This is a genomic window from Enterococcus sp. AMC1252, assembly GCF_058216515.1.
In genome coordinates this window covers 1,639,534-1,652,614 of record NZ_CM177097.1, presented here as the reverse complement: position 1 = coordinate 1,652,614, position 13,081 = coordinate 1,639,534, and the positions used below count along the sequence as shown (strand labels likewise).

12 protein-coding genes are annotated in these 13,081 nt (G+C 33.4%); all 12 read right to left on the bottom strand.

What is annotated here, in order from left to right; all coding sequences use genetic code 11:
* Nucleotides 1–9: 9 nt before the first annotated feature.
* Nucleotides 10–1,281 carry a glycoside hydrolase family 125 protein gene (locus tag AC4BB5_RS07815; protein ID WP_490458787.1) on the bottom strand — a complete coding sequence of 424 codons (1,272 nt, stop codon included), beginning with the start codon at nt 1,279–1,281 and terminating at the stop codon, nt 10–12.
* Between the two features lie 13 nt (nt 1,282–1,294).
* Entirely contained in the window at nt 1,295–2,092 is a 798-nt protein-coding gene (locus AC4BB5_RS07810; RefSeq protein ID WP_490458786.1) for a MurR/RpiR family transcriptional regulator, read from the bottom strand.
* A 93-nt stretch (nt 2,093–2,185) separates the two neighbouring features.
* Nucleotides 2,186–3,502: a PTS sugar transporter subunit IIC gene (locus tag AC4BB5_RS07805; RefSeq protein WP_490458785.1), complete on the bottom strand. Its 1,317-nt coding sequence runs from the start codon at nt 3,500–3,502 to the stop codon at nt 2,186–2,188.
* Nucleotides 3,503–3,523: 21 nt separating this feature from the next.
* A complete protein-coding gene (locus AC4BB5_RS07800; protein WP_490458784.1) occupies nt 3,524–6,151 on the bottom strand; it encodes a glycoside hydrolase family 38 N-terminal domain-containing protein in 2,628 nt (875 codons plus the stop codon).
* Nucleotides 6,152–6,430: 279 nt separating this feature from the next.
* Complete coding sequence (locus tag AC4BB5_RS07795) at nt 6,431–7,561, bottom strand: tyrosine-type recombinase/integrase (RefSeq protein ID WP_490458783.1); 1,131 nt, start codon at nt 7,559–7,561, stop codon at nt 6,431–6,433.
* Between the two features lie 289 nt (nt 7,562–7,850).
* On the bottom strand, nt 7,851–8,201 hold the full coding sequence (locus tag AC4BB5_RS07790; protein ID WP_490458782.1) for a hypothetical protein: 351 nt from the start codon (nt 8,199–8,201) through the stop codon (nt 7,851–7,853).
* Nucleotides 8,202–8,429: 228 nt separating this feature from the next.
* Nucleotides 8,430–9,191: a signal peptidase I gene (gene lepB, locus AC4BB5_RS07785; protein ID WP_490458781.1), complete on the bottom strand. Its 762-nt coding sequence runs from the start codon at nt 9,189–9,191 to the stop codon at nt 8,430–8,432.
* Between the two features lie 27 nt (nt 9,192–9,218).
* Nucleotides 9,219–9,881 (bottom strand): hypothetical protein, encoded by a 663-nt coding sequence (locus AC4BB5_RS07780; RefSeq protein WP_490458780.1) that lies wholly within the window; start codon nt 9,879–9,881, stop codon nt 9,219–9,221.
* Nucleotides 9,882–9,904: 23 nt separating this feature from the next.
* Nucleotides 9,905–10,969 (bottom strand): WxLIP family cell surface protein, encoded by a 1,065-nt coding sequence (locus tag AC4BB5_RS07775; protein WP_490458779.1) that lies wholly within the window; start codon nt 10,967–10,969, stop codon nt 9,905–9,907.
* 106 nt (nt 10,970–11,075) lie between these two features.
* Complete coding sequence (locus tag AC4BB5_RS07770) at nt 11,076–11,894, bottom strand: WxL domain-containing protein (protein ID WP_490458778.1); 819 nt, start codon at nt 11,892–11,894, stop codon at nt 11,076–11,078.
* Nucleotides 11,895–11,925: 31 nt separating this feature from the next.
* Nucleotides 11,926–12,717, bottom strand: coding sequence for a WxL domain-containing protein (locus tag AC4BB5_RS07765; RefSeq protein WP_490458777.1), 792 nt, complete (start codon nt 12,715–12,717; stop codon nt 11,926–11,928).
* Nucleotides 12,717–13,070: an LPXTG cell wall anchor domain-containing protein gene (locus AC4BB5_RS07760; RefSeq protein WP_490458776.1), complete on the bottom strand. Its 354-nt coding sequence runs from the start codon at nt 13,068–13,070 to the stop codon at nt 12,717–12,719. Before AC4BB5_RS07760 ends, AC4BB5_RS07765 begins: the two co-directional genes overlap by 1 nt.
* Between the last annotated feature and the right edge of the window lie 11 nt (nt 13,071–13,081).

Here is a 13,081-nt window from a genome sequence, read left to right as displayed (position 1 = left end):
TATTTTCTCCTATTTATTTATTTTTAAATAATCTAAAAGCAACTCACAAAACATCATATTCGCCCAAGAAAACCATTCTCGGGTGTATTGATTAGAGTTATTGGCATTAATTCCTTCATGCATATGATTTGTACCAGCATCTGTCTGTACTAAAGTATTTAGCAGCTCAGCTTTTTCAACTTGATTATTAGTCGTTAACCCCTGAATGCATAAGGCAATAGGCCATACATAGTCTTTTGGGGTATGCTCACTTCCTATCCCTTTAAGCTCGCTTCCTTCGTAGTAATATGGATTTTTATCAGATAAAAGCAACTCCCGTGTATTTTGATAAATGGGATCATCACTCGAACAATATCCTAAATATGGTGCAGCTAACAAACTTGGGACATTGGCATCATCCATCAAGAGATAGTTTCCTAAGCCATCTACCTCATAAGCATAAACTTTTTGACCAAGATGTTCAACAATTCCCCATTTGGTAATTCCATTATCGATTTCTAGTTTTAGCTCACATGCCATGCCAGCTAGTAATTTATCAGCAAAAATCTCATTCAAAATTTCCTCTAAATATCCTAAAATAACAACCGCAAACATATTAGCTGGAATTAGATAATTATATGTACAACTATCATCACTTGGACGAAAACCAGACCATGTCATCCCTGTAAACCCACACGCTGGACCCAAACCATTGTTAAAAAGTGTATCTTCTGGTCTTTCGCCAAAACGCTCAAAACGATAAGGCGAATTCTCATGCCTTTGTTCAGTTTGAAAAACGTGAATGATTAATTCAGCAGCTTTTTTAAAATCCTTAGTAAAGTGTTTTGTTTCCCCTGTTTTTTTCCATAATAAATAAGCTAATTCGATTGGATAACATAAAGAATCCACTTCATATTTTCGTTCCCAGATCCAATCATTCATTTCTGTGATATCTTTATGATAATGATTTCCATTATTAGTTTCATTAAAAGCATTCGCATAAGGATCGATCAAGATACATTTTACTTGACGGTCAACTAGGCTCCGAATAATCCTTTTAATATTTTCATCTTCATTTGCCACGACCAGGTATGGTTTGATTTGAGCAGATGAATCCCTTAACCACATCGCAGGAATATCACCAGTAATCACAAACGTATCTTCAGCTGTTATTTTTACGGTTGTTTCCAGCGTATTGTCAAAGCAGTTTGAAAATACTTCACTCCATCTTGGATTTTCAGATTGTTCAGTTACCATTTTTTTTATATTTCCGATAACTGCCTTTGAATAGTTCATTTCCATAATGATTCTCCTTTTACTTTCCTTTTAAAATCACTTCTGATTTGATCCAAGACTTAATTGTGTCTTCATGGTACATCGCCAAAATTTCTGTATATAACATATCAATTACTGTCAATATAGGGATTTGAGGTGATATTCCGCCCATATCTTTTTTCCCCATTGAACTTGTTAAGCAAAATGATTCAGCAAAACCTCTATAGGGACTTTTTTCATTCGCTGTTATCACAATTACTTTAGCTTGTTTTTCCGAAACAATTTTCACTGCTTCTTGAACAGCCGCATTATTACCAGAAATCGAAGATAATACTACTAGATCTCCTTGTTGAACACCATGGGCCATCATCACAATGGAATGTTCATCTTTGATTACATTGACAATTTTTCCAAGACGAGAGAATTTAAATTGAAAATCTTCTCCACAAAAAGCATTATAGCCTGTCCCCCAATAATGAATGATTCTTCCACTATCAATCATTAGCGCTGCTTTTTTAACTTCATCTTTATCTAATTTTTTTATAATATCATTTAACAGTAAAGAATAATTTAAATTTACGTAACTAATGCTAGAATCAGTTTGTTTTTTTGTTCCTTTACTGGAATATTTATATAAATAAATCAGTTCCTTATAATTAGCCAAACCGATTTTTTTACAAAAACGCGTAATTGAAGAATTAGAAACACTTAATTGTTTAGCTAGTTCTTGAATCCCCATTTCTTTGTTACCATCAAGAAAATATTGTGCGATTACTCGTTCTACATCAGTAAACTTCTTTTGATTTGCTTGAATAATTAGTTCAATATAACTTTCCATGATGAATCACTCCTTTCATTAAGACTAAATAAAACAAGAGACTGGGCTAATTCTAACCCAGTTTAGCTCTTGTTGTTTTACGACTTACTGATTTTATGCATTTAGTAGTTGGCTTTCATCAAATTTCATATTCATACGTACAAATGGTGCATAGATAAAGACATCTAATACAACTAAAACAGCCGTTAACACTACCGGACTTAAATGGAATGCTCCTAAGATCCAAGTACTGATAAATATTGGTTCGTTTCCTGAATTTAATACAACTAGTGGAACAACCCATCCGATTCTAGTTACAATATACGCTACAATTGCATTAAATACTGGTACAAATACAAACGGGATAAACATTAGTGGGTTTAGAACAATTGGGAATCCAAAAATAATTGGCTCATTGATTCCGAATAAACCTGGAATAAAGGAAAGTTTTGCGACTTCACGCCCACTATATGTTTTTGGCGTAAAAATCAATATGGCTAAAATCAAACCAAACGTTGCCCCAGAACCACCAATCATAGCATACACATTTGTCATTGTATTTGGTGCAACGGAAATATCAGCAAAGCTTTTTGTTTCAGCAAATTTTGCAACGTTCTCCAAGAAGATTGGCAGCCATAAAGCAGAAACAACGCCCCAAACAATATTAAATCCATGCAATCCCAAGAACCACAAGATTTGTTCTAACAAAATAACAACGATAATTGCAGGCAAACCTGTTCCAACTGATGTTAAAGGCTGAACAAAAAGTTGACTGACCATATCCATAAAGGAATTAAAATTGAAAGCTTCGATTACAACTTTCATAACTGAACAGATCAACAATACAATTGAAATTGGAATCAATGCAAAAAATGAATCAAATACATTTGGTGGAACATTTCCTGGCAGCTTAATAGCGATTTTATGTTTGGCTAAAATTGAATAAAGGAAAACGGCAAGTAAACCAACAATCAATGCAGTAAACATACCTTCATAACTAAAGAAATTATTTGCGTATCCTTGTAAAATATCAGCAGAACTATCTGCGAAATTCACATTATTTGGAACCATTACAAAATAAGCTGCAAAAGCTAATAGTGTTGCCAATAAAGGATTGATATTGGCTTCTGGATGTTTTTTCATCAATTCTTTTGCATAATTATAGGCAGTAGAAAAAACGATTAGTAACGCTACAATCCCAAGTGTTCCTTGATAAACATTTCCAAAAATGGCAGACAAAGTTTGTCCGATCGCAGTTTCTCCAAAGAAAGCATCAATCTGCATCTTGATCAAATTAGAAAAGGAACCGACAACAGTGAATGGAATACTACTGATAAAGGCATTTTTTATGGCTTGTAACACGCTATTATTATCTACTTTGTTGGCAATTTTTAGTAATGGATCTTGAATTTTTTCGATATTTATTTTCATCTCAACTCAACCTTTCTCGTGTTATCTTTCTATTGAAACGGTTTTAATTTCTCCTGGCTTAAATTCACCTAATAAAATTTCACTTATTGTTCCTAAAGACTCTAACAAATCACCATTCAAATCAACAAAAGCAACGTTCTTTTTATCTGTTAATATTATTTTTTCATCAACAACTAATTCTTCCAAGGATGGATTATACAACCGAACATTGATTCTACGACCATCTCGACTTAACTCCAATGCACTAAATACAAGGTTAGAATCGTCTAGATTTAGAATTTCTTTTGGATTATTTAATTGATCTACTTTATTGCTTTGGAAGTATTGAATTGGATTAGTAAAACGATTCAATGTCTGAATTTGATAATATGGACTTATGACTGAATACTGTTGATACTCTTTTTGGAGCATCACAGGGTCAAAGTCATCGGCAATCATCAATGATAACTCCATTTCTAAAGTGCCTAGCATTTGACTGTCTGGAGTCGGAATGTAGCGATATTGATTACCAGAAGCATCTCCAGGTCTTCTTATCAATTCAGGTCTCCCTAAAAATCCCACACCTCTAAACAAAGTAATATACATATTATTGTCAATTACTTGATACTCCTTGATTCCTTTACTAATAATAGTCCAGCTTTCAATGGCATCATGAATATTAGTGTAGTGGATCATTGGGTAAATCTCTGTTGGTTCTTCTTTCCAACCTAGTTCTTTCCAATCATCAATATGAGGATCACGAGTATTCCGTTCAACAATTCCAAATAGTGTATCTGCATAGCTAACATGACTTTCAATAGGTGTTTTCACAACAAAACGCATTCGATGATCCAATGCCTGATTATTGATTTTTAATTTCACATCAATCCGCTTAGATCCTTGGCTTAATGTAAGCGTAAAAGTGTACTCAATCAATTCGTTTAAGTTTTGCTCTTCTCTAGCTTTTAAATCCTTTGGTATCCACCAACTACCTTTTACTATCATTGTAGAAAGAAAAGGTCCTACCTGAACCGATACGTCTGTCGTATCGAAAGCTAACTGATGGATTTTGTCATAATAAGCAGGCGAATAATCATAAGTATCTCCCTCATCTCCAGATTCTTCCATATATAGACAGTTTTCATAAGTTTTTTGTTGTTCTTTTGCTAAAATAGAAAAATGGCCTTTTGAAAAATTGATTTTATAAGCCTCATTTTCAATAGCAGCATTTTCTACAACAGGTATGTCTAGGCTTTCAATCACTCCAGTTTCTTCTTCTACGGTAAGTATTTTATAGGACAGTGGTAATGTCTCTTTGATAAAGCTTATTTTATGAATGTAGTAGTATTTTGATTCATCATAATCACTTTCTGATCGTCTAACTTCACCTGCATAGACCTTTTCCGTTGATAATACTTGTATATCCAGCTCATTACGATTTTCATCAAACAACCTAATATTTTTTAGTTTCGTACTTACCTCTACCACATAAGGATCCGTTCTCGTATAAGGTAATGTGTTAAATAAAACTAAATCATTTTCTTTTATTCCTTCTATTGATTCAGAGATTTTTCTTACAAGATAATCCACAGTGGAATAAGAGAGTTGATCTGCTTCTTTATATCTTGCTAAAATCATTTCATTTGTTTTATCTGTATTACACCCGCCAATGCTGTCATGAGCGTGATTTTTCAATAGTAACTTCCAAATATAATCCAATAGTTCTCGCTTAAATGGAATGCCTAAATTGTCTGCCATCAACATCAAAGGTTCTAATTGAAAAATCAAGCGATTTTCAATTGTGTCATTCACTTTTTTCAAATCATATCTTGATGAATAAATTGAACGATGGATTTTAGAAACGCTTCCACTCATAAATTCGCCTTGAACCATTGGTAAATTTTCTACTTTGTTTCTTAATAGTTGAAAAATATGAGGATAATTGCTTTCTTCAATGTTGTATTCGTTACCAAACTGTTCATTAACTTCATGGATAATTGCTTTCAAGTTACGATCTACTGCTCTTTGATCTCCTCCAACTGGTAAAGTTATTACCTCTGTGGCACTGTCCTCAGATACAAGATCAAGTATGGATTTCTTTTGATAAAGTTCGCCTTCTACAAGTGCCACTCCAGCATAATAACCATTACGAATGTTAATCGTCAGTACTTTTGATCCGTCCTCTGCCGTCCAATAAAATTCTCGACTTTTTGTGACCTCACTAGGCATCCCCCGCCAAAAGACAGCATCTTGAATGCCAAATCCATTATATATCTTTGGCATGTCCTTGCCTTGACCAAATGAGTCTGGCAAATAGCCTAAAGGTGTATGCCCTCCCAAACGTTTCGACATTTCAATACCGATTTGTAAATTTTTCACAACAGATTCACCAGCTACTACAAATTCATCCATCTGTGTATACCATGGACCAATAAATAATTTATTCTCCATAACTAGTTTTTTGATTATTGTTTCTTGTTTGGGGTATATTTTTAAATAATCGTCTAAAATACTTAATTGGCCATCCAAATAGTAGTAATCCAATTCATTATTTTCTAACGCATAAATCACTTCATCCATATGATAAGAAAATTGAACAAATGCTTCATTATCACTGAAATACCATTCACGATCCCAATGTGTATGTGCAACAACATGTATCTTTTTCATTCTAATTTCTCCTTCCATCACTCTTCATGTTTAATATACTCTGGATCATACAAAAAGAAAACGATTCCGGTAATATTTTCAACTATTTTCTTTTATCACGATGAATATGTGAAAATATTTTCATTGCGAAAAACATCAAAAAATCAAGTGCCTAGTATGGAAGAAAAAATTTCTTTATTAGACACTTGATCTACTTATTCATTTTTACCAATTGGGAATTGTAAAATATTTTCATTTACTACAGTTTTTTCTTGTTAACCTTACTATTTCAATTGATATTTACTCTTGTGGCACTTGTTTAAGCATCAATTGATCAATTTTATAGATCGCTTTTTTTCGACTTTCTATCAATGAATCTGCGTATGTATCTAACGTCATTTTCGCAGAAGTATGTCCTAAAAGTTTACTTAGGCTAGATATGTCCACTTGATTTTCTATACATCGAGTCGCAAAAGTATGTCGCAAAGAGTGAAAGTGAATATCTCTTATTCCTGCTACTTCTACAACTTTTTTAAAACGATACCTTATGACTCTCGGTTCTGTCATTTTATTTTTGCACGAAATGACATGACAAGAAAATGATGTCACTTTTTTTTCAAGTAAGTATTGCTTCAAATTTTCTGCTAAAGGCACTACTCTATATGATTGATCTGTTTTAGGATCGCCAATTAGCACTTCTGTTTTGTTCCCATCACTTTTCTGACTATTTACTCTAGATATCGTTCTGTTAACATAGATAGCCCCATTTTCAAAATCAATGTCTGACCATTTAAGCCCACTGATTTCTCCAATTCGAAGGCCTGAATATAAGGCTAGTATGATCGCAGAACAACCATTTTCCTTAAAAGCGAAGTGTTCTAATCGTTTTTGTTCAGTCATTGTCAAAGCAATCGGAGCTCTTTTTTTTCGTTTTCTTTTAGATAATTTTATATGTCTACAAGGGCTTGAAGAAATAATCTTTTGATGTTCAGCCTCTTCGAGAATTTTTTTTAGTAAAATAAAAATATTACTAGTTGTTCCATATGATAATTTTAATTTTTCTAAAGTCTTAACATACGTTCTAATGTCTTCAATTGACAGGCTACTTAACTTTTTCTCTCCAATATATGGAAAAATATATTTTTTTATAAGCCATTCATAATGAAAGAAAGTAGATTGCTTAACATAGTCTTTTTTATATTGATGAAGCCAATAAATCGTCCACTCTTCCACATCGCCATTAAAATCTTTCAGAATATTGAACTCCGCATGCTGTGCTTTTAAAATAATTAACTTTGACTTCACATCTAAATAACGTTTTCCATAAGTGTAACCATAAATGATTTTACCTTCGCTATTCCTCTCCTTAATATACCGACCTTCCCATCTTCCATCTTTTCTTTTATAAATGTTTTCTCCTCTTCTGGTCACCATACATACTCCTTCCCAACAAACAAAACTCACTTTAAAAATATTTCAAATAATGTATAACACAGAATGATATTAATATACCTTATTTTTCACTCAATATACAATACTTATTGTTATTGTATATTTTTTTCATACATAGTTTATCTAGAATGGTCAACAAAATAATAAATATTATATAAAAAAATCTGGGATAAAAAAAACACCAGACAAAAAATTTTCTAATTTTTTGTCTGGTGCTATATATAATTATAGTTTTTAAAGATATCACTCAAGTTAATTAATTATTTATTTATCCTACTCTAAAACCGCAATATTTGTATACATGTAAGTAATTTCCCGTAGGAAGGCCTTTAGAATCATACTCTGGTGTAGATGAAATCAATTTTGAACAGCTGTCATGATACAATTTACCATTTTGTCGTACATAAATTCTTGCATATTTCGTAGTACTTTCTTTTTCCGTTGTAACTGTGACTTCACCTTTTAGGAATAGTCCTGACTCTTTTGTTACTGAAGTTGCACTTGTTTGGCTTTCAAAATATGTTGTTTTCATTGTAGCTTCCGCTTTTTGTCCTCCGAAACCTAATACGATGAATAACCCCATTGCTAGTGAAAACATAACTAATAATTTCTTTTTCATTTATAACATCTCCTTAAAATATGTTTTTGAGTGACTATCTAAAAAAACCAAAATTATTAAATGAATTAGAGAAAGCTAGAATCATCTGTTATTCAGTGATAAATTCTGCTTTTCTTATAAATATGTGGTTATTTTTAAGCTAAAATAATCCAACATATGTAATAAACGGTGCTCTTCCTTATAAATTCTATGTCATTTATGCAGTTAAAAATTGTTATACTAGCAAAGTTATCGATTAAACTTTTCCATCAAATGTATGGGTAAAATTCTCATTTCAACAACTCCTATAATATTTTTCTCAGGTATGAAACCATAATATCGGCTATCTGTAGAATATGGCCTATTGTCACCTAGAACAAAATAAGAATCCTTCGGGATTATTTGTTGCCCATTTTTTATATTGGTTATGTCAAAGTTTTCGGTAAAGTTTGCTTCCATGTTACGCGCTTTTACTACTTCCTTGCTATCAATAAAAGGCTCCTCTACTTCCTCATTATTGATATACAATTTATCAGACTTGTATTCTACAGATTCACCAGGTAAACCAATCACACGGCGGATTGTCTTTTCGCGTTGATCAGGTGTAACAAAATAAACAAATTTAAAACGATTAATTTTTGCTCGTTTGTTAATATACACAAAGTCACTTTCAGAAAGTGACGGTAACATACTATATCCCTCTACTTTAGAAAAAGTAAACAAGAACAGGGAAAGGAGCCAAATCAGGCTACACGTAATTAGTATTGCACTAGTTATTTCTAGGCAAAGCCTTCTTATTTTCTGTTGCTTCCTTTTTTTTAAATGGGCTAGATTCCGCATTTTTCTTTTTTTATCAGTTTTTCGTTTAACTTTTGTTCTGCTTTTTTTTTGCTCATTCTGCTTGTTTAGAGTAAGAGCATTACTTTTTCCCCCGAAATTTGGTCTTGTATCTTTTTTAATTGAACGTTTAGGTAATTTTTTTTTTAATGATTGCGGTGTTTGTTTAGTCATAAACATTTGACTCCACTTAATTTAATATTATTTTTTTTCCGCTAGTGATTTTTCATTTATTTTAAATTGCTTAATTACTGCTTGCTCATTTTTCTTCACTTTTTCGATATCCACTTTAAAAGATTCCAATAAAGATGGATTTTTATAAAAGTCTTTTTCTTGTGAAGATAAATTTATTCCAAGCTCTTTCATTGAGGAATAATAACGATTAATACGAATTTGACCATCCCCATTAATTCGATAATCTGCTCTATTCAATGCAAAAGCGGCTAATCGTAAAGATAAATTATTCAAATTTTGTTCTGCTCGTTCTTCTTCACCCGATTCTGCCAAGTGCAATTGATCTTCAATATCACGAAGATTATAGTATCCTGAAACAATTGCCTTTTTATCCTCTTCACCTAGATTTGTTGACTGATAATATACCGCATACATTGATACAGCACCGCTTATTATCATCACGATCAAACATAAGAAACTGGTTGTTATCCATTTTTTCTTTTTCCTTTGTAATTGTCTCTTTTTTCTGGCAAGTGCTTTTCTTTTACGTTTATTTTTCGTTCGGATCAAAAGTAATTTTCTTCGCTCTTTTCCAGTCTTTACAACCCCCACCAAAAGCAAGAAAATAAAAAGGAGAAAAATAATGGCTATCGCTAATCCTATGACTGCAATCCAATCTAAAAATGTCATTTTATCTCTCCCAACTCTCTGTCCTACCTTTTTTTAGATGATCGTTTTCTTTGTTTGTTCTTTTTATTTGTTGCTAAACGTATAATCAAGAAAATAATCAGGATGGTTCCTATAATTCCACCCACAATCATAGCTACTAATTTAATATCGATTCCTCTATCTTGATCAATACCAATGTCTTCTCGATTAAATTTATCTGCTTCTGCCTTCGTTATTTCAAATGTTTCTGTCCACTCCCATTTTTTATCTGAAGCTATTGCTGTAACATGTGCCCTATATTTACCAGGCACCATTGGTTGTCCTTCCATGCTAATGGGGTAATTTAAAACAGAATTCGGAGCCATGCGCATTTTAGTCTTTTTTGATTCAAAAAGAACTTCATCATTTTTGTCAGGCATAATTTGAACTTCTACAGTTAGATCATTAAGTAAATCTGATTGTTGATTAGCTAAATCTACAGTGATAGTATTACGCCCATTTGGTTGAGTTCCATATGCTTTTAAATAGCCCATTTGAGGTTCTACTTTCGTATCATTTTCTCTTAGCAACATTGCAATCGTGTACGCATATTCATTGATGATCGTAGTCCCTGTGTTTTCTTTCTTTTGATCTTCATCCACTTTTTGTAGTTGGATTCCACCTAAAATAATGCCATCATAACCTGTCTCAGGCATATTGATTTGCAATTCTAGATCTTTATCTGATTCTGCTGGGAGTGTGATCGTTTTCGGCCCTTTTACAATATCGTTAAAATCAAATTTCATTGACGCATCTTTTTCTAAATTCGTTTTCCCATACTCTAAGACACCATTTGAATTTGTTCTTGCTCCATTTAAACTCACATTGACCGTCACCTCTTTTTTACTTGGATTCGTCAATGTAATCGATACTTTCTGCTTTTGACCAGGCGTCATTTTTAGGTTAAAGTAACCTGACTCATCAATCTGATTTTCTGGGTGGTTCGTTTTATATAAAAATCCAACCGCTCCTGACGTATCCGCTGCAGCATCGCTTACTTGTGCTTCTACAAAAAGAAACGAAATAACTAAAAAAGAAATAATGACTAAGTTCTGAAAAAATTTTCTCATAGACGTACAACAAATCCTCTCATTCAAAGACAAGCTCCCGATTACTAATCGTAATAATCAGTGGGCTTGTCTTATGAAACATTCTCGTTTTATTTACTAACTAATTTTAAAGTACTTCTGCAAGTTCCCACAAAACAATTGCTGTATGAGCTTCTTTTGTTTTCACTGTTTTGCCTGGAACAAATAATGAAACAGAACCATTTTCGATTTTATTTGCATCTGTAGCATTTGGCACACCAGTTGAGTCCTCTGCAGTTCCTTTTCCAGTAGCAGTGTTGTATCCAACTGTATTACCAAAAGCAACAGTATACGTACCAAATCCGTCAGCAGCAGCTTTTGTTTCTAATACATCAACTACATTTTGAGTTTGATCTAATTTAAATGTTGAACCAGTTGCTGCTAATACAGCATGTGGGCTAACAGCCGCGTCTGTATCAGTTTCAACGATTGGGTTTTTAAAACTGATTGTTGCATTATCAAGTGTATTTCCAGATGCAGCTTTAAATTGTTGTGTCATTTTTGCTCTCAAAACCCATTTTGAGCGTTTATCAATACGTTTGTCAGTTAATTGCAAGTAAACCCCACGTTTTTCTTTTGAACCGTCAGCCTGGGATACTTCAACTTGCTCAGCAAAGTAGTTTTCATCAGTTAAAACCGCTTTTTGTTGTTTGAAGTTCATCGTTGAAACACCATCAATTTTTAATGGACCATTATCAGGATTTGGAACATATGGTGGGTCAACTGGTTTTTTAGGATCTTCCGGGTCTTTATCCGTATTTTTGCCTGAATCCTCTACGTAATCAATTGTACCTTCTCCATTTACCTCAGTTGCTTTACCATTATCAGCACTTGCGGCTGCTGGCAATATTACGTTTGCTCCTAAAACTGTTAGTAATGCGATAGAACATAGTGTTCTTTTTTTCATTTGTGTTTCCTCCTAGTTATTCTATTAATATTTATGGTAACTCAGATAATATCCAAGTCAGCACCGTTTGGTATTTTCCGGGCTCTCTATCAGAAGAACCGGGAACAAAAAATGTTACTGCACTGTTTTCATACGCCTGCTTGTTTTCAAAACTTGGATCAAGTACTGGTTTTCCCGTGTCATCAATCAATGGCGTCAATGTGGAATCTAAATCATTCTCATTTTCTTCAGACGCTCCAAATTCTACACTCCAAATACCTTGTCCTTTTCCTTTATCAGCTTTCGCTAAATCATAAGTGGTTTGAACTTTGTCAATTTTAATGACATCATTTAATAATGCAGGGGCATATTTTTTATCCATTGATGAATTCGTCCATGTTTTGTCCAATGAAATATATGAACCTTTTATTTCTGAGTTTTCATGTTTTGGAATCATAAAATGTGATTCTTGGCGGACTTGTAAGGTCCAACCAGTTCCAGTAGAACGGCTATCTGTTATTTGTACAAAATTCCCTCTTGGACCAGTGTCATCGTGGAATAACTGAGCTCTAGCTTGATAAGAATGATCATTTTTTGATAATCGATTTCTACCAAAGTCCAGTCTAGGAACAAAATCAATTCTTAGAAATCCTTCTGTTGATGGGCTTGGGCCTGGATCAACTGGTTTTCCAGGTTTTTCCGGATCAACTACTTGAGGAGGGATGAGTGAGGCATCAAAGCCGATTGTCCCCTCATTTGTAACGGATTGTGCCTGAACATTGTCTATTGGAATAAGCCAAAGCGGTATGGAGAAACAAAAAACGCTTATCATTATCTTTTTCATTATTTGTTCTCCCCTTTGTCTTCTTTCCTTTGCTTTTTCACGTAAACATAAATAGCGGATAAAGCTAAGAGCACACCACTAAGCACAAGTGATTTTTTTACAATTTCTCCTGTTTGCGGATAACGTCCAATAGGCTTGGTTACTTTAGGCTCGTCACCAATGTTAGATTTTTCATTTGAATCTGAGGTACTAGTTGGCGGTTCTTTTTCGTCAGCATCACGATAAAACTCAATTACAGCTTCGTGACCTATCTGACCGCCATCAGCTGCGAAATACGTTACAGATGCTAAGAAAGTTGAGAGAACAAAGACTGAGATAGTCAGAATGCTAACTAGAAACTTATTTTTTTTCATATTCTTCCCCT